This window comes from Kitasatospora sp. MAP12-44 (assembly GCF_029892095.1).
Lineage (GTDB): Bacteria > Actinomycetota > Actinomycetes > Streptomycetales > Streptomycetaceae > Kitasatospora.
Genome location: NZ_JARZAE010000004.1, coordinates 2,119,884 through 2,139,968, shown reverse-complemented (window position 1 = coordinate 2,139,968; position 20,085 = coordinate 2,119,884). Strand labels below are relative to the sequence as shown.

Sequence of the window (20,085 nt, the reverse complement as noted above, 5' to 3'; positions counted from 1 at the left end):
GGTCAGGACGCCCACGGCGGGGTCATCAGGGTGCCGTCGGCGAGGCGCGCCTGCAGGCCGGCGCTGGTGGTGACCCAGGCGCGGGCGGGGTGGGCGCCGGGGTTGCTGACGGCGAAGCCGACGCCGACCGGGACGAGGACGGCGTCGCCGGGGCGGGCGGGGGTGTCGGTGCCGTCGAGGGTGATCAGCAGCTCGCCCTCCAGGACGTAGAGGACCTCCTCGCGGGTGACGGTGTGCGGCACGCCGCGCGAGCCGGCCGGGACGTCGAGGTGCCAGGCGGCGAGTTCGGCGCTGCCGCTGCTGGGTGCGGCGAAGGAGGTGAAGCGGGCGCCGTGGACCTCGTGGACGGTCGCGTCGGCGGGGGTGATGACGGGCATGGGGACTCCTAGGTTATTCCTACGTTATAAGGACGAGTAGTCAAGCTGCTTGTCTATGTCCCTATGGTCAAGCTGCTTGTCTATATTGTCAAGCGACTGGCAGACTTCGGGTATGAGTGACGACCTCGCGCTGAGCCTTCCGCCGCTGGTCCTGGGCCTGGCGGCCGACCTGGTCCGGCGGATCGACGACGGCGTGCGCAGCCGTGGCTTCGCGGATATGCGGCCGGCGGGCGGCTACGCCCTCATCCGACTGGCCCCCGACGGCGCGACCGTCGGTGAGCTGGCCGAGCACCTCGACGTCACCAAGCAGGCGGCCAGCCAGCTGGTCGACGAGCTGGTGGGCAAGGGCTACGTCGAGCGCCACCCGCACCCGAGCGACGCCCGGGCCCGACTGGTCGTCATGACCGAGCGCGGCTGGGCCTGCACGCGCGCGGCGGACGAGGCGGCGGCGGAGGCGATCCGGCCGTGGGAGGCGGAACTCGGGCCGCAGCGGCTGCGCGAACTGCGCGACGCGCTGGCGCGCCTGGCGCCGTCCGGGCGGCTGCGGCCGCTGTGGTGAACGGAGCTACTCGCCCAGGGTGATCCGGATGCCGACCGTCCCCGCGTCCCCGCGGCGGAGCTTGCTGCCGAGCAGCGTCAGCCGTCCGAACAGCCCGTACTTGCGGGCCAGTAGCGTGCGGTAGCGCGCCGTACCCTCGGCGTCCAGCACCTCGGCGGTGGCCGGGACGGACTCGCCGGTCGGCTTGCCGCGCATGTCACAGGGCCCGACCGTGACGTCGGCCCGGCGGCGGATCCGCTTGACCTTCCAGGAGTCGGCGACCGTCCACACCCCCAGCGCCGCGCCGTCGCGCACCACCCACACCGGCGTGGCCACCGGGGAGCCGTCCTTGCGGAAGGAGGTGACCAGCAGGTACTTCTCGCGACCCAGCCGGTTCAGCAGCGCTTCGTCCATGGCCGGGACTCTAGCGGGCCCGGACCCCGCGCGCTCGTGCCCCGCCCCGCGGCGTCGACAGAACTGCCAGAATGCAGGACGTACGCGGAGAGCAACTCTGGAGAAGGTGACCGGCTTCGTGAGCACGCCAGCCGAACAGGCAGCACAAGCAGCACAGGCAGCCGAACGGGCAGTCGGGCAGAAGATCGCCGAGGAACTCGGCGTCCGGGAAGGTCAGGTGAAGGCAGCCGTCGAGCTGCTGGACGGCGGCTCCACCGTGCCGTTCATCGCGCGTTACCGCAAGGAGGCGACCGGCGAGCTCGACGACACGCAGCTGCGCACCCTGGAGGAACGGCTGCGCTACCTGCGCGAGTTGGAGGAGCGCCGGACCGCCGTCCTGGAGTCGATCGCCGGCCAGGGCAAGCTGGACGACGCCCTGCGCGCGCAGATCCTGGCCGCCGACTCCAAGGCCCGGCTGGAGGACATCTACCTCCCGTTCAAGCCCAAGCGGCGCACCAAGGCGCAGATCGCCCGCGAGGCCGGTCTGGAGCCGCTGGCCGAGCAGCTGCTGGCGGACCCCTCGCAGGACCCGGCGGCCCTGGCCGCCGGCTTCCTCAACGAGAGCGTGGCCGACGCCGCCGCCGCGCTGGAGGGCGCCCGGTCCATCCTGGTGGAACGGTTCGCCGAGGACGCCGACCTGATCGGCACGCTGCGCGAGCGGATGTGGACGCGCGGGCGGGTGGTGGCCACCGTACGGGCCGGCAAGGAGCAGGAAGGCGCCAAGTTCGCCGACTACTTCGACTTCGCCGAGCCGTTCACCAAGCTGCCCTCGCACCGCATCCTGGCGATGCTGCGCGGCGAGAAGGAGGAGGTCCTGGACCTCGACCTCTCGCCCTTCGACGGCGCGCAGGAGGCCGACCTGCCCGGCGAGAGCGACTACGAGCAGCGGATCGCCGCCCGCTTCGGCATCGCCGACCGCGGCCGCCCGGCGGACAAGTGGCTTGGCGACAGCGTGCGGTGGGCCTGGCGCACCCGGATCCTGGTGCGTCTGGGCATCGACCTGCGCACCCGGTTGCGCCAGGAGGCCGAGGACGAGGCGGTCAAGGTCTTCGCCGCCAATCTGCGCGACCTGCTGCTCGCCGCCCCGGCCGGCACCCGCGCCACGATGGGCCTGGATCCGGGGTTCCGCACCGGCGTCAAGGTCGCGATCGTCGACGACACCGGCAAGGTGGTCGCGCACGACACCATCTACCCGCACCAGCCCGCCAACAAGTGGGACGCCTCGCTCGCCACCCTGGCCGCGCTGGCCAAGGCGCACCGGGTGGACCTGATCGCGATCGGCAACGGCACCGCCTCGCGCGAGACCGACAAGCTGGCCGAGGAACTGATCAAGCGTCACCCGGAGTTGAAGCTCACCAAGGCGATCGTCTCGGAGGCGGGCGCCTCGGTCTACTCGGCCTCCGCGTTCGCCTCGCAGGAGCTGCCGGAGCTGAACGTCTCGATCCGCGGCGCGGTCTCGATCGCGCGGCGGCTGCAGGATCCGCTGGCCGAGCTGGTGAAGATCGACCCCAAGTCGATCGGCGTGGGCCAGTACCAGCACGACCTCAGCGAGTTGAAGCTCTCGCGCTCGCTGGACGCGGTGGTCGAGGACTGCGTCAACGCGGTGGGCGTGGACGTCAACACCGCCTCGGCGCCGCTGCTCACCCGGGTCTCGGGTGTCACGGCCACCCTCGCCGACAACATCGTCGCGCACCGGGACGCCAACGGCCCGTTCCGCACCCGCCGTTCGCTCAAGGACGTGGCGCGTCTGGGCCCCAAGGCGTTCGAGCAGTGCGCGGGCTTTCTGCGGATCCCCGGCGGCGACGACCCGTTGGACGCCTCCAGCGTGCACCCCGAGGCGTATCCGGTGGTGCGCCGGATCCTGGCCTCGACCGGCGGCTCGGTCAAGGAGTTGATCGGGAACGGCGCCGCGCTGCGGGCGCTGCGCCCGGCCGACTTCGCGGACGAGACCTTCGGCATCCCGACCGTCACCGACATCCTCGGCGAGCTGGACAAGCCCGGGCGCGACCCGCGTCCGGCGTTCAAGACCGCGACCTTCAAGGAGGGCGTCGACAAGATCGGCGACCTGGAGGCGGGCATGGTGCTGGAGGGCGTGGTGACCAACGTCGCCGCGTTCGGCGCCTTCGTCGACGTGGGGGTGCACCAGGACGGTCTGGTGCATGTGTCGGCGCTGTCCAAGAACTTCGTCAAGGACCCGCGCGAGGTGGTCAAGTCGGGTGACGTGGTGAAGGTGCGGGTCGTCTCGGTGGACGTGCAGCGCAAGCGGATCGGGCTGACGCTGCGGCTGGACGACGAGCCCGCCCGTCCGGAGCGCACCGAGCGTACCGATCGCGCCGAGCGGTCGGAGCGGTCGGACCGCGGCTCGCGTCCGCCGCGGCAGGACCGGCGCGGTGGTGGCGGTGGCGGTGCTGCCCCGGCGCCGGTCGGCAACAGCGCGATGGCGGATGCGCTGCGCAAGGCCGGACTGACGAGGTAGCAGGAGCAACTGCTCTGATGTGACGTGGCGTGGAAGGTCGGCTGGTCCGACTTTCCACGCCACACGCATAGCCGGGGCCGCGGGGCCTCTACTGCGAGGCGGCCCGCTGCTCGGCGGAGAAGGTCACCAGCTCGGCCCACCACGGCTCGCGGCCGCGCGTCAGCAGCTCGCACGCCTCGGCGAGCGGCATCGCGCGGACCTCCACCACCTCCTCGCCGTCCTCCGGGTTGGTCGGCTCGGAGTCCACCACGACCTCCGCCCAGCCCCAGAGCCAGGCCTTCTCCGGGTGCGGCTGCCACGGCCGGTAGGGCGTCGGACGGTCCGTCACGCACCGGTGCGCACCGACCCAGCCGGGCTCCCCGAGCAGCCGGGCGCCGGCCTCCTCGCGCAGCTCGCGGGCCAGGCAGGAGGCGATGCTCTCGGCCGGCTCGCGGGTGCCGCCCGGCAGGAACCAGTGGTCGCGGGAGTCGCGGCAGAGCACCACCAGGCCGTCAGCGAACCCGACCAGATGGATGTTGGTGATCAGCTCGTCCGGCGGCAGTTCGGTCGCGAACTGGGCGTCCATGGCACCCCATTCCCATCGCTGCGGCGCGAAGAGGTGGGGGAAGCGGTCACGGGCGTGGTTCGTCCGCTCGGTGATGTCTGTCATCGCTTGATCCTAGTCTCCGATGGCGTGCCCTCTAGACGTCTACCCCCAATGGGGTTACCTTGGGGTTACATCCCAATCGGAGAGGGAGGCGCACATGCCGAAGATCAATGTCTATCTGCCTGACGACTTGGCAGAAGCCGTCAAGGAGACCGGGGTTCCGGTTTCCGTCGTCTGCCAGCGAGCCCTGGAGCAGGCCGTCCGCCGGGTGGCGGCGATGCGCCAGGCGCTGCTGGCCGATGCGGGGAACGGGCTGGGCGCAGCCGCCCTGGAGCGCTTCACCGACCGCGCGCGCAGCGTCCTCAAGCGGGCCGCCGAGCGTGCGGCCGCCGAGCGCGCGAATGCCGAAGGCGCGGGCACGGGTCCGATCGCGACCGAGCACCTGCTCGACGGCATCCTCGCCGAAGAGGGGAACCTCGCGCTCCTGGTGCTGCGCGCCATGGAGATCGACCCCGCGCAGCTGGCGCGCGAGCTGCGGGCGCTGCCCGCGCGGGCGCCGGGGGCGGTCGCCGGTGCGGGGCGGTTCAGCGCTCCCGCCGCTGCCGCGCTGGAGCTCGCGGTCACCGAGGCCGTGTCGCTGGGTCACAACTACGTGGGCTGCGAGCACCTGCTGCTGGGCCTGGCGGCCGAGCCGGACGGTGCGGCGGGCGAGCTGCTGCGCGGCCTCGGCTGCGAGGTCCGCGCCGTGCGCCGCGCCGTCACCGCCGCGCTGGCCGGCTTCGCGCTGCACGCGACGCACACCACGCAGCCCCCGCAGGCCGCCGCAGCGCCTGCCGCCGGGCCCGTTGCCGGGCCTGCCGCGCTGGCCGAGGCGGTCCAGCGCGCGGTGCAGCCGCTGCTGGAGCGGATCGAGCGGCTGGAGGCGCGGCTCGACTGAGCTGACGGCCCTGAGTCGACGGCCCTGAGTCGACGGCGCTGAGCCAACGGCGCACGGCCCGGCGCCGGGCCGTGCGCCCCCCTCCCATTCCGGGGGCCGATGCGGCAGGCTGGGCGGGTACATTACCCGCGAGTAGGGAGTCCGTCATGCCGCACACCCACGAGGTCACCAACCAGGTCCCGCTGCCCTACGGCCACAACACCGCCGAGGACCCCACGCTGCTCGCGGCCGTCCGCCGCGCGGGCGCCGACTGGGTCGAGCCCGAGCTGCGCGGGCTCGGGGCGCTGGCCGGCAGCGAACAGGCCGCCGAGTGGGGCCGGTTGGCCAACGAGAACGAGCCGGTGCTGCACACCCACGACCGCTACGGCCACCGGATCGACGAGGTCGAGTTCCACCCGGCCTGGCACGAGTTGATGAACGTCGCGGTCAGCCACGGCATGCACGCCGCACCCTGGCAGGACGCCCGCCCCGGCGCGCACACCGCCCGCGCGGCCAAGTTCTACCTCTGGGGCCAGGTCGAGGCCGGCCACAGCTGTCCGATCTCGATGACCTACGCCTCCGTCCCCGCGCTCCGCGCCACGCCCGAACTCGCCCAGTGGCTGGAGCCGTTGCTCGCCTCGACGCAGTACGACTTCGGGCTGCGCGAGCCGCACGGCAAGCGCGGGCTGATCGCCGGCATGTCGATGACCGAGAAGCAGGGCGGCTCGGACGTCCGCGCCAATACCACCGTCGCCCTCCCGGCCGGCGACGGCACCTACCACCTGACCGGCCACAAGTGGTTCACCTCCGCCCCGATGTCGGATGTCTTCCTGACCCTCGCCCAGGCGCCCGGCGGGCTGAGCTGCTTCCTGCTGCCCCGGGTGCTGCCGGACGGCACCCGCAACGCGCTGCGCATCCAGCGGCTCAAGGACAAGCTCGGCAACCGCTCCAACGCCTCCGCCGAGCTGGAGTACGAGGAGGCGCGCGGCTGGCTGGTCGGGGAGGAGGGGCGCGGGGTGGCGACCATCATCGAGATGGTCAACATGACCCGGTTGGACTGCACCCTGGGGGCCGCCTCGGGGATGCGGCTCGGTGCCCTGCGGGCCGTCCAGCACGCCACCCACCGGCGGGCGTTCGGGGCCGCGCTGATCGACCAGCCGCTGATGCGCAATGTGCTGGCGGACCTGGTGGTGGAGTCCGAGGCGGCGACCACGGTGGCGCTGCGGCTGGCCGAGGCGACCGACCGGGCGATGGCGGGGGACGAGAGCGAGGCGCTCTTCAAGCGGCTCGGGCTGGCCGTCTCCAAGTACTGGGTCTGCAAGCGCGGCCCGGCGCACGCCGCCGAGGCGCTGGAGTGCCTGGGCGGCAACGGCTACGTCGAGGAGTCGGGGATGCCGCGGCTCTACCGGGAGGCTCCGCTGGTCTCGATCTGGGAGGGCTCGGGCAACGTCGCCGCGCTGGACGCGCTGCGCGCGATGGCCCGCAGCCCGCAGTCGTTGGACGCCTACTTCGCCGAGGTCGACGCAGTGGCCGGCGCGGATCGCCGACTGGATGCTGCGGTGGGTGAACTCCGCAAGCAGCTGGGCGACTTGACAGACGTCGAGTACCGCACCCGGCGCCTGGTGGAGTCGATGGCGCTGGCCCTGCAGGGCGCCCTGCTGGTGCGGCACGGCGACCCGGCGGTGGCCGAGGCCTTCTGCGCCTCCCGGCTGGCGGGCGACCACGGAGCCGCCTTCGGCACCCTGCCGCCCGGCGTCGACACCGAGGCGATCCTCGCCCGCGCCCGGATGGTGCCCGCCTGACGGCTGCCCTGATTGTCAGTGGGGGTCGGGAGAATATTCGACATGACCCCAAACGCCACCCTTCCGCTGTCCCCTGCTGCCTACGCCCAGGCGGTGGCCGACGCCGCCGCTGCGGCGCAGGCGTACTACACCGACGGTGCGACCGCGTTGGACGACGACGAGTACGACGCACTCGTCCGGGCCATCGCCGGGTTCGAGGAGGCTCATCCGCAGGCCGTGCTGCCGCACTCGCCGACCGGCAAGGTGGCCGGCGGCACGCTCGTCGGCGACGTTCCGCACAGCGCGCCGATGCTCAGCCTGGACAACGTCTTCTCCGGTGCGGAGCTGGAGAGTTGGGCGGCTGGGGTGGAGCGCAGGATCGGCCGCCCGGTGGCGGGCGGCTGGTCCGTGGAGCCCAAGCTGGACGGCCTGGCGGTGGCCGCCCGCTACCGCGGCGGGCGGTTGGTCCAGCTGATCACCCGGGGCGACGGCCTGGCCGGTGAGGACATCACGCACGCCGCGACCAGCGTGCTGGGCCTGCCGGCCGAGCTCGGCGAGCCGCTCGACGTCGAACTGCGCGGCGAAGTCCTGCTGACCGACGAGCAGTTCGAGCGCGCCAACGCCCTGCGCACCGAGCACGGCGCCGCGCCGTTCGCCAACCCGCGCAACGGGGCGGCCGGCACCCTGCGCGCCAAGGACCGCGCCTACCGGGTGGAGCTCAGTTTCTTCGGCTACGGCGCCCAGGCAACGACCGACCCGGCAACGACCGACCCGGGATTGACCGGTGAGCATCACCAAGTGATCGCCAGGATAGCCGAGTTGGGAGTCCAGGCGGCGCCGGTGACGCACTGCGCCACAGTGGCCGAGGTGCAGCGGCGGATCGCCGAGATCGCCGCCGCCCGGCCCGAACTCCCGTACGGCATCGACGGGATCGTCATCAAGGCGGACGCTGCCGCGGACCAGCAGGCGGCCGGCGAGGGCTCGCGTGCCCCGCGCTGGGCGATCGCCTACAAGCTGCCCGCCGCGCACCGGATCACCCGCCTGCTCGCGGTGGAGTGGAACGTCGGGCGCACCGGCGTCATCGCGCCGCGCGCCGTGCTGGAACCCGTCCTGGTGGACGGCGCGATGGTCGGCTACGCGACGCTGCACAACCCGGCCGATATCCAGCGGCGCGGCCTGATGCTGGGCGACCAGGTCTCGCTGTACCGCGCGGGGGACGTCATCCCGCGGGTCGAGGCGCCGCTGGTGCAGCTGCGCACGGGGGCGGAGCTGCCGATCGTGTTCCCGAGCGTCTGCCCGTGCTGCGGGGACGCCATCGACACCACGCAGCAGCGCTGGCGGTGCGTGCGCGGGCGCGGCTGCCAGGCGGTGGCCTCGGTGCGCTACGCGGTCGGGCGCGACCAGTTGGACATCGCGGGGCTGGGCGGCACCCGGGCCGTCCAGCTGGTCGAGGCCGGTCTGGTGGCCGACTTCGCCGACCTGTTCACCCTCACCCGGGAGCAGCTGCTGAGCCTGGACCGGATGGGTGAGGTCAGCGCGGACAACCTGCTGGTGGCCATCGAACGGGCCAGGCGCCAGCCGCTCAGCAAGGTGTTCTGCGCGTTGGGCGTGCGCGGTACGGGTCGCTCGATGTCGCGGCGGATCGCCCGGCACTTCGCCACCATGGCGGCCGTCCGGGCGGCGGACGCCGAGCAGTTGGCGCAGGTGGCCGGGATCGGCGCCGAGAAGGCCGCGCTGGTGGTCGCGGAGCTGGCCGAACTCGCTCCCGTTCTCGACAAGTTGGCGGCAGCCGGGGTGAACGACCGGGAGCCGGGCGCCGAACCGCCGGCAGTCGGGGCCGGGCAGCCGGCGGCGGATGGGCCGCTGGCCGGTCGGGCCGTGGTGGTCACCGGGACGATGACCGGTCCGCTGGCCGGGCTGTCGCGTACGGCGGTCAACGAGCTGGTCGAGCGGGCCGGCGGCACCGCGTCCTCGACGATCTCCGCCCGGACCGCGCTGCTGGTGGCGGGGGAGAAGGCCGGCTCGAAGCGGGCCAAGGCGGAGCAGCTCGGCGTCCCGGTGCTCGGCTGCGAGGAGTTCGCCGAACTGCTCGGCGGCGAACTCCTCGCGGAGCTGCTCGGCTGAGCGTCACACCGCGTCGGCGGGCGCGTCCTTGATCCAGATCAGCTTGCGGCCGGTCTCGGCCGGTGCGCTGATCTCGGCGTCCTGGATGCGGTCGAGCCGGTAGCCGAGTTTGCGCGGGACAGCCGCGCTGGCGGGGTTCGCCTCGTCGCAGTGGATCTCCACCCGGTGGATGCCGGGCAGCTCCAGCGCGGCGGCGGTGAGCGCCGCCGACGCGTTGGTGGCGATGCCGCGGCCGGTGAACGCCGCGTCCACCCAGTAGCCGATCTCCAGCGCGGCCGGGCCGATCCGGCCGTGCAGGCCGAAAGCGCCGACCACGCTGCCGGGGGCGTCGTCCAGCCCGGCGACGTACATGAAGTCGGTGCCGTCCTCCCAGATCTTCCAGCCGAGCTCGGTCATCTCCCGGGTGCGTTCCAGGGACGGCGCCGACAGGGCCCACGGCATGAACGGCCGCAGGTGGTCCAGGTTGCGGACCACCGCGGCGTTGAACGGGACGACGTCGGCGACGGTGCGCCGGCGCAGGGAGACGCCGCCCGGCAGGGCGAGCAGTTCCGGGGGGCGGACGAAGGCCGGCAGGGGTGGCGCCGAGGCTTCTGAAGTGCGGTTCATGACAAGCATGATGACACTGCGGGAACGCCGCTGACCAGGAGATTTCGCTGCCCTTACAGGCGGATGATGACGTCGTCCAGCGGCTTGCGCCGCAGGTCGGGCACCCGGGCGTCCTCGGCCGGATAGCCCACCGGGATGACGTAGGAGGCGCGTTCCTCGGCCGGGCGTTCGCAGACCTCGTTGAGGAAGCGCATCGGGCTAGGGGTGTGGGTGAGGGTGGCCAGGCCCGCCTGGTGCAGGCTCGCCAGCAGCAGCCCGACCGCGATGCCCACCGACTCCTTGGTGTAGTAAGGGCGCGGCGAGTGCGGGCCCTTGTGCACCTCGAAGACCACGATCACCGCGGGCGCGTCCTCCAGGAAGGGCTTGCGCCAGTCGGTGCCGATCGGGGCCAGCGCCGCCAGCCATTCCTCGGAGGCCCGGTGCGCGTAGAACTCGCGCTCCTCCGCCTCGGCGGCCTCGCGCAGCAGGCGCTTGCGCTCCGGATCGGTGATCACCACGAAGCGCCAGGGCTGGACGTGCGCGCCGCTGGGCGCGGTGGCGGCCGTCCGGATCGCCCAGTCGATCACCTCGTCGGGGATCGGGCGGGTCGAGTAGTCGCGGACAGTCCGGCGCTGCGCCATGACCTCGTGGAAGGACCTGCTGCGGGCCGCGGCCTCGTGGGCGGGCACGGTCATCGGGCGGAGCGGGACGGTGGGGTGGTCCGTCGCGGCCGCTGTGCTGTCAACCATGGTCGACAGCACAGCACATGACCGCGCCGCAGGGAAGAGGGTGGTACAGACCTCTGTCCGGTCAGAGCTCGCTGACCGTACCGTCGGCGACCGCGATCCGGCGGTTCACGGTGACCGCCTCCAGCATCCGCCGGTCGTGGGTGACCAGCAGCAGCGTCCCGGTGTAGCCGGACAGCGCCGACTCCAACTGCTCGATGGCGGGCAGGTCCAGGTGGTTGGTCGGCTCGTCCAGGACCAGCAGGTTCACCCCGCGGGCCTGCAGCAGCGCGAGCGCCGCCCGGGTCCGCTCGCCGGGCGAGAGGGTGGCGGCCGGACGCAGCACATGCGCCGCCTTGAGGCCGAACTTGGCCAGCAGGGTGCGCAGATCGGCCGCCGCCAGCTCGGGCACGGCCGCGCCGAAAGCCTCCATCAGCGGTTCGTCGCCGAGGAAGAGCCCGCGCGCCTGGTCCACCTCGCCGACCACCACACCGGAGCCCAGGAAGGCCTCGCCGGAGTCGAGTTCGAGCCGGCCGAGCAGCGCGGCCAGCAGGGTGGACTTGCCCGCGCCGTTGGCGCCGGTGATGGCCACCCGGTCCGCCCAGTCGATCTGGAGGTTCACCGGGCCGAAGCCGAACTCGCCCAGGCGCACGGCGGCTTGGCGCAGCGTGGCGACCACTGCGCCGGAGCGCGGGGCGGCGGCGATCTCCATCCGCAGCTCCCACTCCTTGCGCGGCTCCTCGACCACGTCCAGGCGCTCGATCATGCGCTGGGTCTGCTTGGCCTTGGCGGCCTGCTTCTCCGAGGAGGAGGTGGCGGCGGCCTTGCGGGCCTTGTTGCTGTCCGGGCTCTTCTTGAGCGCGTTGCGCACGCCCTTGTCCGCCCAGCCCTTCTGCATCCGGGACCGGGCCTCCAGGCCCGCCTTGGTGTCGGCGTACTCCTCGTACTCCTCGCGGGCGTGGTTGCGGGCCCGCTCGCGCTCGGCGAGGTAGGAGTCGTAGCCGCCGCCGTAGAGGTTGACCTGCTGCTGGGCGAGGTCCAGCTCCAGCACCCGGGTCACCGTGCGGGCCAGGAACTCGCGGTCGTGGCTGATCACCACGGTGGCGGCGCGCAGCCCGGTGACGAAGGACTCCAGGCGGGCCAGGCCGTCCAGGTCCAGGTCGTTGGTGGGCTCGTCGAGCAGGAAGATGTCGTAGCGCGAGAGCAGCAGCGAGGCCAGGCCCGCGCGGGCGGCCTGGCCGCCGGAGAGCGCGGTCATCGGGAGGTCCAGGCCGACCTTGAGGCCGAGCGAGTCCGCGACCTCCTCGGCGCGCTCCTCCAGGTCGGCGCCGCCCAGGTCGAGCCAGCGGTCCAGGCTGTCGGCGTACGCGTCGTCGGAGCCGGGGCGGCCCTCCACCAGGCCCTCGGTCGCCTCGTCCAGGGCCGCCTGCGCGGCGGCCACACCGGTGCGCCGGGCCAGGAACTCACGGACGGACTCGCCCGGCCGGCGGTCCGGCTCCTGCGGCAGGTGGCCGACCGTGGCGGAGGGCGGGCTGAGCGAGATCGAGCCGCCCTCGGGCTGGTCGAGGCCGGCCAGCAGGCGCAGCAGCGTCGACTTGCCGGCGCCGTTGACGCCGACCAGGCCGGTCACCTCGCCCGGCGCGACGACCAGGTCGAGGCCGGCGAAGAGGGTGCGGTCGCCGTGGCCGGCGCTCAGATCCTTGGTTACGAGAGTGGCACTCATGATGGCTCGATCCTAAATGCTTTGCGGTGGGCCCGGCCGCCGTCCTAGCGTGGAGCCTGCTGGATCGAGGCACACCTGACAGGAGAAGGCCGTTGCTCTACTGAGGTCACGAGACACCGCTTGCCCGCGCTGATTCCCCCGCGCGGTGTTTTCGAGCGTGCTGTACGACCTCGGTGTGACGCGTGCTCTCCGCCCGCCCTCCCGTCGTGCCCGCATGGACTCCAGCGGTGATCTCCCGTGTTGCTACCCACCCCCTTTTCGGCAACCCGCAGGAGGCCTCCATGACATCGCCCACCACCTCCATCCTCTGCACCGACCTGAGCTTCGAGTGGCCCGACGGCAAGTCCGTCCTGGAGCGCTTCCACCTCGCGGTGGGACCGGGCCGCACCGGCCTGATCGGCCTCAACGGCGCCGGCAAGTCGACCCTGCTGCGGCTGCTCGCGGGCGAGCTGACCCCCGGCTCCGGCAGCGTCAGGGTGGCCGGCGAGATCGGCTACCTGCCGCAGGGCCTCACCCTCGACACCGAACTGCGCGTGGACGAGGCGCTTGGGATCCGGGCCCGCCGCCAGGCGCTGCACGCGATCGAGTCCGGCGACGTGGCCGAGGCGCACTTCACCGCGCTCGGCGACGACTGGGACGTCGAGGAGCGCGCCCGGGCGACCCTGGACCGGCTCGGCCTCGGCGCGCTGGACCTCGACCGGACGACCGGCGAACTCTCCGGCGGCGAGGCCGTGCTGCTGCGGCTGGCGGCGCTGCTGCTGGAGCGCCCGGACGTGCTGCTGCTGGACGAGCCGACCAACAACCTGGACCGCTGGGCCCGGGCCCGCCTCTACGAGGCCGTGCAGAGCTGGACGGGCGTGCTGGTCGTGGTCAGCCACGACCGCGAACTCCTCGCCCACGTCGACCAGATCGCCGATCTGCGCGACGGCGGCGTGCGCTGGTACGGCGGCAACTACGCCGCGTACGAGCGCACGCTGGCGGCCGAGCAGGAGACGGCGGAGCGGGCCGTCCGCTCCGCGCGGGCCGATGTCGACCGCCAGAAGCGGGACCTGATCGACGCCCGGCACAAGCTCGAACGCAGCGCCGTCTACGGCAGGAAGCGGTCCGAGCAGCGCAACGACCCGAAGATCATCTCGGGTGCGCTCCAGCGCAAGGCCGAGGTCACCGCCGGGCGGGTGCGCGGTCTGCACAGCGACCGCCTGGAGGACGCCCGCGAGCGGCTGAACACCGCCGAGGAGGCGGTGCGCGACGACGCGGAGATCCGCATCGACCTTCCGCGCACCGAGGTGCCGGCCGGGCGCACCGTGCTGATGCTGGACAACGTCCGCCCGGTGTACGGCGCGAGCGTCAAGCTGGAGCTGCGCGGCCCCGAGCGGATCGCGCTGATCGGGCGCAACGGGTCCGGCAAGTCCACTCTGCTGCGCGCCATCGCGGGTGAACTCCCCCCGCTGGCAGGCGAGATCAGCACCCCGGTGGCGCTGCGCCACCTGCCGCAGCGGCTCGACCTGCTGGACGACACGCTGAGTGTGGTGCAGAACGTCAAGCAGTTCGCGCCCGCGCAGGGCGACAACCTGGTCAGGGCGCGGCTGGCCCGCTTCCTGTTCCGGGGCGGCCGGGCCGATCAGCTCGCGGGCACGCTCTCGGGCGGCGAGCGGTTCCGGGCCACCCTGGCGGCCCTGCTGCTGGCCGACCCGCCGCCGCAGCTGCTGCTGCTCGACGAGCCGACCAACAACCTGGACCTCGCCAGCACCCGCCAGCTCACCCAGGCGCTGGCCTCCTACCGGGGCGCCCTGGTCGTGGCCAGCCACGACCTGCCGTTCCTGCGGGGCATCGGGGTCACCCGGTGGCTGCAGTTGGACGAGCGGGGGCTGCGCCCGGTGGACCCGAGCTGAGCGGGCGGCAGTGCGGGTAGAGCCTGCCTCGAAGTCTTCCCGCACTGCCTCCCGGCCGTGGTACCTGTCCGGTACCCTGGCCGGTATGCCAGCTCTCAACATCGAGTACACGGAGACCGAACTGGCCGCGATCCGTGAGGCCGCGGCGGCGGACGGCAAGAGCGTCAAGGCCTATGTGCACGACCTCAGCGTGCGCGAGCAGCAGCGCCGGACGTTCGTCAACCACGCGGTGGCGTTCTGGAACGCGCACCTGGAGGAGTTCGACGCCGCCTTCCCGGAGGACACGCCTGCCGCGAAGCGCAGTGTGGCCTGATGATCCTGCACGTCGACATCCGCTGGCTCCTCGACGTCCAGGAGCAGGCCTCACCGGAGGACCTCAGCGTCCGCGACTACTCGGCGCTGCAGGCCGCCGTCGCCCGGCACCGGGTGAACACCGCGCAGCTGGGCCACGACGCCGATCCGGCGTGGTGCGCGGCCGCGCTGATGCACACCATCGTGCTGCTGCGGCCGCTGCCGGTCCGCAACAACCTCTATGCCTGCATGGCGACGGCGGCGTACATGCACGCCGCCAAGGAGGGCATCGACCCGCCGTACGGCGCGCTGGTCGAGCTGGCCCGCGACGTGGCCGACACCAAGGCGGACGTCTTCGCGGCGGCCGACCGGATCCGCTCCTGGCGGATCTAGGCCGCGCCGGGGCTACTGGCTACGCCTCCACCGCCTCCACCGCGACCGGGCGCAGCCGGGTGCGGACGGCGGTGCCCAGGCGGTCCAGGCCGACCACGACCGCCGCGAGCACGATGAACTCGACGGTCAGCTGCACGATCTGCAGGCCCACCCAGCCGTAGCCGTGCTGGCTCGGGTCGAGGAAGAAGTACGGGTACTTGTTCGGGAAGTCGGGGAAGAGCGCGGCGCGCAGTTCGGTCAGGCCCGCGTAGGCCAGCGGGAAGGAGAGCCACAGCGGCAGGTCCTTCCAGCGCGAGGCGTTGCGCGGCCGCGAGCAGAGCCAGTCCAGGATGACCATGACCGGCGAGACGTAGTGCAGGAAGAAGGACGACCAGTTCTGCAGCCGGTCCGGGCCGGACACCAGGCCGGGCAGCGGGTTGGCGCCGTGGTTGAGCAGGATGTGCGCGACCAGGCCGGTGATCAGGATGTACAGCGTGGCCGCCCCGCGCAGCCGGGGCGCGGGGGCGTCCACCGTGCCGCGCTTGACCATCCAGTAGACCGCGGCGGCGAAGTAGCCGACCACGACGACGTTGCTCTCGACGGTGAAGTACACCAGCGAGCCGGTGCCCGTGATCAGCCCGAGCCCGGCGAAGACGACGATGGCCAGCCGCCACCAGAGGGCGGGACGTGTCCAGACTGCCATGTGCTCACCAGTTCGTCGTACGGGCCGATCGACGTACTGTACCCGCGGGTAGCCCGAGGTGGGAGTGTCAGCCCGGCAGGACGAAGCCGGCCTCGAAAGCCCTGATCACCGCCTGTGTGCGGTCACGTGCGCCGAGTTTGGCCAGCACGCTGCCGACATGCGACTTCACGGTCTCCACGCCGAGTACCAGCTCGGCGGCGATCTCGGCATTGTTGAGCCCGCCGGCCATCAGCCGCAGCACCTGCCGCTCGCGCTCGGTGAGCCGCTCGATCGACGGGTCGCCGGCACCGGGCGCTACCGCAGCTGCCGCAGCCCGCCCGGCGGCCAGCTCGCGGATCGCGGCGGGGTAGAGCAGTGAGTCGCCGCGCGCCACCAGCCGCACCGCCTGCACCATCTCCTCGGCGCGGGCGCGCTTGAGCAGGAAGCCGGCCGCTCCGGCGCGCAGCGCGTCGTAGATGTAGTCGTCGTTCTCGAAGGTGGTCAGCACCAGCACCCGCGGCGGGGCGGTCAGCTCGCCCAGCAGCAGTGCGGTGGCCGCGATGCCGTCCAGTTCGGGCATCCGGACGTCCATCAGGACGACGTCCGGGTGCTGCGCGCGGACCAGCGGGAGGACCTCGGCGCCGTTGGCGGCCTCGCCGACCACGGTGAGGTCGGGCTCGGCGTCGATCACCACCCGCAGTCCCAGGCGCACCAGGCGCTCGTCGTCGGCGATCAGCACCCGTACGGCGGGCTCGGCCGCGCTCATGCCGCTTATGCCGCTCATGCCGCGCCCGCCACCGGCAGCCAGACGGCCAGCCGCCAGCCGAGCCCGTCCGCCGTCCGCCCGCTCTCGCAGCCGCCGTGCAGGGCCGCGGCCCGCTCGGCCACCCCGCGCAGGCCGCGGCCGCCGCCGGTTCGCACCGGCCGAGCGCTGCCGATGGGATTGGTCAACTCCACGTCCAACCGCCCTTCCTGTAGTTCGAGTCGGAGCCTGGCCGGCACCGGGCCGGCATGGCGCAGCACATTGGTCAGGCCCTCCTGGACGATCCGGTAGGCCTCCCGGGAGACCGGTTCGGGCAGCCGGGCCAGGTCCGGGCCGAGCGCGGTCTCCACCGGCAGTCCGGCCAGCGCGAGTTGGCGCAGCAGTGAGTCGAGTGCGGCCAGGGTCGGCCCACCGCTGGCCGTCGGGGCCTCGGCGTCCTCACGCAACACCCCCAGCACGGTGTCCAGTTCGGCGACGGCCTCGCGGGCGACCTGCTCGATGGCACCGAGCGCCTCGGCCGCGAACTCCGGGTCGGTCCGCAGCACCCGGGCGGCGGCCGCGGCCTGGATCGACACCGCGCTCAGCGCATGACCCACCGAGTCATGCAACTCCCGGGCCAGCCGGTTGCGTTGGGCCAGCACCAGGGCCCGCTGCTCGGCGACGGCCAGCCGCTCGGTCGGGGTCGGGCCGAGCAGGGCCGGCGCGCAGCGGGCCAGCAGCGCACCGGCGCCCGCGCTGACGGCCAGCAGCAGCACCAGCAGGGCCGCGCCCAGGGCGGCGCCCGCCGGCCGGTCGCCGCCGTACCAGTGGCGCACCCCGCCGAGTCCGGCGCCGGCGAAGGCCGCGGCCGGGCGCATCCAGAGCACCGCCACCGCGGCCGGTATCGACAGCGACATCCCGCTGACCACCCCGCCGAGCAGCAGGTGCAGCGCGAACCAGGTCGCGGTGCGCCGCCGGGCGGTCCAGTCGACACTCGGACCGGCGGCCAACTCGCCCGCCAGCTCCGGGAAGAGGGCCCGCACCGGGGTGCCGATCAGCACCCGGGTGGCCGGGAGCAGGGCGGTCGCCCAGGCGAGCGGCAGGGCGGTCGCCAGGGCGCCGAACTGGACGCCGAGCACCTGCTGCCCACTGCGGATGCCGCCGACCAGCGTGCTCAGCAGCAGCATCGACAGCAGCCAGTACGGCATCAGCAGCGCGCCGCCCATGACCAGGTGCACCCACCTGGTCCGGGCCCGCCGCCCGAGCAGTGTCCCCGCCGCCCCCGTCACCGCCCCCGTCACGCCACCCCTGTCATGCCGCCGACTGTACGCAGCCTTCCTGTGCGGCCGGGTGGGCGGCCCTTGTTACCGGCGAGTCACCGTCATACCATCGCGAGTGTTACAGCTCCACTGTCACGCTCTCGAGGAGACGACTCAGGTGGTACCGCCGACCGGCCCGCTGGCCGGAGTGAGAGTGCTGGAGCTGGCCGGGATCGGGCCGGGGCCGTTCGCGGCCATGCTGCTCGGCGACCTCGGCGCGGACGTGGTCCGGGTCGACCGGCCCGGCCCCTCCCCGCTGGCCGGAGATCCGGCGCTGGACCTCACCAACCGCAACAAGCGCTCCGTCCTGGTCGACCTCAAGGCGCCGGACGGCCCCGATCTGGTGCTCGCGCTGGCCGAGCGCGCCGACCTGCTGATCGAGGGCTACCGGCCGGGCGTCGCCGAGCGGCTCGGCATCGGCCCGCAGGCCTGTCTGGCCCGCAACCCCGCGCTGGTCTACGGCCGGATGACCGGCTGGGGCCAGCACGGCCCGCTGGCCGCCACCGCCGGCCACGACATCGGCTACACCGCGCTGAGCGGGTTGCTCGGCATGGTCGGCCCGGCCGACGGGCCGCCGGCGATACCCGTCAATCTGCTGGGCGACTACGCGGGCGGCTCGCTCTACCTGGCGGTCGGCCTGCTCGCCGCGCTCCAGCACGCCCGCACCACCGGCGTCGGCCAGGTGGTGGACGCCGCCATCGTGGACGGCGCCGCCCACCTCGGCACGCTGTTCTGGGGCCTGCTGGCGCAGGGCAGCTGGCAGGACCGCCGGGCTGTCAACCTGCTGGACGGCGGCGCGCCCTGCTACGCCGTCTACCAGGCCTCCGACGGCGGCTACCTGGCGGTCGGCGCGCTGGAGCCGCAGTTCTACGCCGAGTTCGCCCGGCTGCTCGAACTCGGTGACGACGCGCCCGGCCAGTACGAGAGCGCCCGCTGGCCGGAGTTGCGGGCCAGGATCGCCACCCGCTTCGCCACCCGGACCACGGCCGAGTGGACCGCGCTCTTCGAGCACACCGACGCCTGCGTGACGCCGATACTGACGCTGCGTCAATCCGCTGCCCACCCCCACCTGGTGGCCCGCGGCACCTACACCGAGGTGGGCGGCGTCACCCAGCCCGGACCCGCCCCGCGCTTCTCGGCCACCCCCGGCGCGCTGCGCCGCCCACCCGCGCGCCCCGGCGCCGACACTGCCGAGGTGGCCCGCGACTGGGGCCTTCCCGCGCTCGATCTACCCCCGACTCCCCCCTCCTCTGCGCCCAACTCCCCTGAGAGGCAGTCATCGTGACCACCGAAGCGTACGTCTACGAGGCGATCCGCACCCCGCGCGGCCGCGGCAAGGCAGGGTCCCTGCACGGCACCAAGCCGGTCGACCTGGTGGTCGGCCTGATCCACGAACTGCGCACCCGGCTCCCCGAGTTGGATCCGTCCGCGATCGACGACATCGTGCTCGGCGTGGTCAGCCCGCTCGGCGACCAGGGCTCCGACATCGCGCGGATCGCCGCGATCGCCGCCGGGTTGCCCGACACGGCGGCCGGCGTCCAGCTGAACCGCTTCTGCGCCTCGGGCCTGGAGTCCGTCAACCTGGCTGCTGCCAAGGTCCGTTCGGGCTGGGAGGAGCTGGTGCTGGCCGGCGGCGTGGAGTCGATGTCCCGGGTGCCGATGGGCTCGGACGGCGGCGCCTGGGCGATGGACCCGATGACCAACTACGAGGCCGGCTTCGTCCCGCAGGGCATCGGCGCCGACCTGATCGCCACCATCGAGGGCCTGACCCGCGCCGACGTGGACGCCTTCGCCGCCGAGTCCCAGGCCCGCGCCGCCAAGGCGCAGGCAGACGGCCTCTTCGACCGCTCGGTCGTCCCGGTCCGCGACCGCAACGGCCTGGTGGTGCTGGAGCGCGACGAGTACCTGCGCCCCAGCACCACGGTGGAGACCCTGGGCGGCCTGAAGCCGGCCTTCGCCACCATCGGCGAGGCGGGCGGCTTCGACGCCGTCGCGCTGCAGAAGTACCACTGGGTGGAGAGCATCGAGCACGTCCACACGGCCGGCAACTCCTCCGGCATCGTGGACGGCGCCTCACTGGTGGCGATCGGCTCGCGCGAGATCGGCGAGCGCTACGGGCTGCGCCCGCGGGCCCGGATCGTCTCGGCGGCGGTCTCCGGCTCCGAGCCCACCATCATGCTGACCGGCCCGGCCCCCGCGGCCCGCAAGGCGCTGGCGAAGGCGGGCCTGACCGCCGCCGACATCGATCTGGTGGAGATCAACGAGGCCTTCGCCTCGGTCGTGCTGCGTTTCATGCGCGAACTGGGCTTCCGGCACGACCAGGTGAACGTCAACGGCGGCGCGATCGCGCTCGGCCACCCGCTGGGCGCCACCGGCGCGATGATCCTGGGCACCCTGATCGACGAGCTGGAGCGGCGCGAGCTGCGCTACGGACTGGTCACCCTGTGCGTGGGCGGCGGCATGGGCGTCGCCACCGTCGTCGAGCGCCTCGCCTGATCCTCCC

General features: G+C 73.1%; 19 protein-coding genes. 10 read left to right on the top strand and 9 right to left on the bottom strand.

The window, feature by feature from the left end:
- Positions 1 to 2 precede the first annotated feature (2 nt).
- Complete coding sequence (locus P3T34_RS10105; RefSeq protein WP_280665677.1) at positions 3 to 377, bottom strand: cupin domain-containing protein; 375 nt, start codon at positions 375 to 377, stop codon at positions 3 to 5.
- A gap of 112 nt (positions 378 to 489) precedes the next feature.
- Between P3T34_RS10105 and P3T34_RS10100 the strand changes: the two genes are divergently transcribed.
- Complete coding sequence (locus P3T34_RS10100) at positions 490 to 936, top strand: MarR family winged helix-turn-helix transcriptional regulator (RefSeq protein WP_280665676.1); 447 nt, start codon at positions 490 to 492, stop codon at positions 934 to 936.
- A gap of 6 nt (positions 937 to 942) precedes the next feature.
- Here the strand turns inward: P3T34_RS10100 and P3T34_RS10095 are convergent, their stop codons facing one another.
- The gene (locus P3T34_RS10095; RefSeq protein WP_280665675.1) at positions 943 to 1,329 is read right to left on the bottom strand and encodes a PPOX class F420-dependent oxidoreductase; all 387 of its coding nucleotides are present in this window, start codon (positions 1,327 to 1,329) and stop codon (positions 943 to 945) included.
- Between the two features lie 184 nt (positions 1,330 to 1,513).
- Here P3T34_RS10095 and P3T34_RS10090 point away from each other — a divergent pair, with 184 nt between their 5' ends.
- Positions 1,514 to 3,844, top strand: coding sequence for a Tex family protein (locus tag P3T34_RS10090; protein WP_280671938.1), 2,331 nt, complete (start codon positions 1,514 to 1,516; stop codon positions 3,842 to 3,844).
- An 88-nt stretch (positions 3,845 to 3,932) separates the two neighbouring features.
- On the opposite strand, the gene P3T34_RS10085 is transcribed toward P3T34_RS10090, so the two are convergent.
- The gene (locus P3T34_RS10085; protein ID WP_280665674.1) at positions 3,933 to 4,493 is read right to left on the bottom strand and encodes an NUDIX domain-containing protein; all 561 of its coding nucleotides are present in this window, start codon (positions 4,491 to 4,493) and stop codon (positions 3,933 to 3,935) included.
- A 94-nt stretch (positions 4,494 to 4,587) separates the two neighbouring features.
- Here P3T34_RS10085 and P3T34_RS10080 point away from each other — a divergent pair, with 94 nt between their 5' ends.
- The 3 genes from P3T34_RS10080 (at position 4,588) to ligA (ending at position 9,251) form a co-directional block, all read left to right on the top strand.
- Complete coding sequence (locus tag P3T34_RS10080) at positions 4,588 to 5,367, top strand: Clp protease N-terminal domain-containing protein (protein WP_280665673.1); 780 nt, start codon at positions 4,588 to 4,590, stop codon at positions 5,365 to 5,367.
- Positions 5,368 to 5,513: 146 nt separating this feature from the next.
- Positions 5,514 to 7,148: an acyl-CoA dehydrogenase family protein gene (locus tag P3T34_RS10075; RefSeq protein WP_280665672.1), complete on the top strand. Its 1,635-nt coding sequence runs from the start codon at positions 5,514 to 5,516 to the stop codon at positions 7,146 to 7,148.
- A gap of 42 nt (positions 7,149 to 7,190) precedes the next feature.
- Positions 7,191 to 9,251 carry an NAD-dependent DNA ligase LigA gene (gene ligA, locus P3T34_RS10070; protein WP_280665671.1) on the top strand — a complete coding sequence of 687 codons (2,061 nt, stop codon included), beginning with the start codon at positions 7,191 to 7,193 and terminating at the stop codon, positions 9,249 to 9,251.
- Between the two features lie 3 nt (positions 9,252 to 9,254).
- Here the strand turns inward: ligA and P3T34_RS10065 are convergent, their stop codons facing one another.
- The 3 genes from P3T34_RS10065 to P3T34_RS10055 all read right to left on the bottom strand — a co-directional run bounded on the left by P3T34_RS10065 (position 9,255) and on the right by P3T34_RS10055 (position 12,284).
- Complete coding sequence (locus P3T34_RS10065) at positions 9,255 to 9,857, bottom strand: GNAT family N-acetyltransferase (RefSeq protein ID WP_280665670.1); 603 nt, start codon at positions 9,855 to 9,857, stop codon at positions 9,255 to 9,257.
- Between the two features lie 53 nt (positions 9,858 to 9,910).
- Positions 9,911 to 10,585 (bottom strand): nitroreductase family protein, encoded by a 675-nt coding sequence (locus P3T34_RS10060; protein WP_280665669.1) that lies wholly within the window; start codon positions 10,583 to 10,585, stop codon positions 9,911 to 9,913.
- A gap of 61 nt (positions 10,586 to 10,646) precedes the next feature.
- Complete coding sequence (locus P3T34_RS10055; protein ID WP_280665668.1) at positions 10,647 to 12,284, bottom strand: ABC-F family ATP-binding cassette domain-containing protein; 1,638 nt, start codon at positions 12,282 to 12,284, stop codon at positions 10,647 to 10,649.
- A gap of 281 nt (positions 12,285 to 12,565) precedes the next feature.
- Here P3T34_RS10055 and P3T34_RS10050 point away from each other — a divergent pair, with 281 nt between their 5' ends.
- The 3 genes from P3T34_RS10050 (at position 12,566) to P3T34_RS10040 (ending at position 14,860) form a co-directional block, all read left to right on the top strand.
- The gene (locus P3T34_RS10050; protein ID WP_280665667.1) at positions 12,566 to 14,176 is read left to right on the top strand and encodes an ABC-F family ATP-binding cassette domain-containing protein; all 1,611 of its coding nucleotides are present in this window, start codon (positions 12,566 to 12,568) and stop codon (positions 14,174 to 14,176) included.
- An 85-nt stretch (positions 14,177 to 14,261) separates the two neighbouring features.
- On the top strand, positions 14,262 to 14,489 hold the full coding sequence (locus tag P3T34_RS10045; RefSeq protein WP_280665666.1) for a hypothetical protein: 228 nt from the start codon (positions 14,262 to 14,264) through the stop codon (positions 14,487 to 14,489).
- On the top strand, positions 14,489 to 14,860 hold the full coding sequence (locus P3T34_RS10040) for a hypothetical protein (RefSeq protein WP_035805209.1): 372 nt from the start codon (positions 14,489 to 14,491) through the stop codon (positions 14,858 to 14,860). Before P3T34_RS10045 ends, P3T34_RS10040 begins: the two co-directional genes overlap by 1 nt.
- Before the next feature lie 19 nt (positions 14,861 to 14,879).
- Here the strand turns inward: P3T34_RS10040 and P3T34_RS10035 are convergent, their stop codons facing one another.
- From P3T34_RS10035 to P3T34_RS10025, 3 genes are all read right to left on the bottom strand, one after another.
- A complete protein-coding gene (locus P3T34_RS10035) occupies positions 14,880 to 15,542 on the bottom strand; it encodes a Pr6Pr family membrane protein (protein WP_280665665.1) in 663 nt (220 codons plus the stop codon).
- Between the two features lie 67 nt (positions 15,543 to 15,609).
- The gene (locus P3T34_RS10030; RefSeq protein WP_280665664.1) at positions 15,610 to 16,305 is read right to left on the bottom strand and encodes a response regulator transcription factor; all 696 of its coding nucleotides are present in this window, start codon (positions 16,303 to 16,305) and stop codon (positions 15,610 to 15,612) included.
- The gene (locus P3T34_RS10025) at positions 16,302 to 17,564 is read right to left on the bottom strand and encodes a histidine kinase (RefSeq protein WP_280665663.1); all 1,263 of its coding nucleotides are present in this window, start codon (positions 17,562 to 17,564) and stop codon (positions 16,302 to 16,304) included. Before P3T34_RS10025 ends, P3T34_RS10030 begins: the two co-directional genes overlap by 4 nt.
- A gap of 157 nt (positions 17,565 to 17,721) precedes the next feature.
- Between P3T34_RS10025 and P3T34_RS10020 the strand changes: the two genes are divergently transcribed.
- Together P3T34_RS10020 and P3T34_RS10015 are read left to right on the top strand one after the other, a co-directional pair.
- Complete coding sequence (locus P3T34_RS10020; protein WP_280671936.1) at positions 17,722 to 18,867, top strand: CaiB/BaiF CoA-transferase family protein; 1,146 nt, start codon at positions 17,722 to 17,724, stop codon at positions 18,865 to 18,867.
- Positions 18,864 to 20,078, top strand: a complete 1,215-nt coding sequence (locus P3T34_RS10015) for an acetyl-CoA C-acetyltransferase (protein WP_280665662.1) — start codon at positions 18,864 to 18,866, stop codon at positions 20,076 to 20,078. Before P3T34_RS10020 ends, P3T34_RS10015 begins: the two co-directional genes overlap by 4 nt.
- The last annotated feature ends 7 nt before the right edge of the window (positions 20,079 to 20,085 follow it).

What these genes read in the sequence shown, in the direction of transcription:
- P3T34_RS10035 (WP_280665665.1), bottom strand. Translation starts at nt 15,542, where the DNA reads ATGGCAGTCTGGACACGTCCCGCCCTCTGGTGGCGGCTGGCCATCGTC.
- P3T34_RS10085 (WP_280665674.1), bottom strand. Translation starts at nt 4,493, where the DNA reads ATGACAGACATCACCGAGCGGACGAACCACGCCCGTGACCGCTTCCCC.
- P3T34_RS10040 (WP_035805209.1), top strand. Translation starts at nt 14,489, where the DNA reads ATGATCCTGCACGTCGACATCCGCTGGCTCCTCGACGTCCAGGAGCAG.
- P3T34_RS10050 (WP_280665667.1), top strand. Translation starts at nt 12,566, where the DNA reads ATGACATCGCCCACCACCTCCATCCTCTGCACCGACCTGAGCTTCGAG.
- ligA (WP_280665671.1), top strand. Translation starts at nt 7,191, where the DNA reads ATGACCCCAAACGCCACCCTTCCGCTGTCCCCTGCTGCCTACGCCCAG.
- P3T34_RS10045 (WP_280665666.1), top strand. Translation starts at nt 14,262, where the DNA reads ATGCCAGCTCTCAACATCGAGTACACGGAGACCGAACTGGCCGCGATC.
- P3T34_RS10030 (WP_280665664.1), bottom strand. Translation starts at nt 16,305, where the DNA reads ATGAGCGGCATAAGCGGCATGAGCGCGGCCGAGCCCGCCGTACGGGTG.
- P3T34_RS10055 (WP_280665668.1), bottom strand. Translation starts at nt 12,284, where the DNA reads ATGAGTGCCACTCTCGTAACCAAGGATCTGAGCGCCGGCCACGGCGAC.
- P3T34_RS10075 (WP_280665672.1), top strand. Translation starts at nt 5,514, where the DNA reads ATGCCGCACACCCACGAGGTCACCAACCAGGTCCCGCTGCCCTACGGC.
- P3T34_RS10080 (WP_280665673.1), top strand. Translation starts at nt 4,588, where the DNA reads ATGCCGAAGATCAATGTCTATCTGCCTGACGACTTGGCAGAAGCCGTC.
- P3T34_RS10095 (WP_280665675.1), bottom strand. Translation starts at nt 1,329, where the DNA reads ATGGACGAAGCGCTGCTGAACCGGCTGGGTCGCGAGAAGTACCTGCTG.
- P3T34_RS10100 (WP_280665676.1), top strand. Translation starts at nt 490, where the DNA reads ATGAGTGACGACCTCGCGCTGAGCCTTCCGCCGCTGGTCCTGGGCCTG.
- P3T34_RS10065 (WP_280665670.1), bottom strand. Translation starts at nt 9,857, where the DNA reads ATGAACCGCACTTCAGAAGCCTCGGCGCCACCCCTGCCGGCCTTCGTC.
- P3T34_RS10105 (WP_280665677.1), bottom strand. Translation starts at nt 377, where the DNA reads ATGCCCGTCATCACCCCCGCCGACGCGACCGTCCACGAGGTCCACGGC.
- P3T34_RS10060 (WP_280665669.1), bottom strand. Translation starts at nt 10,585, where the DNA reads ATGGTTGACAGCACAGCGGCCGCGACGGACCACCCCACCGTCCCGCTC.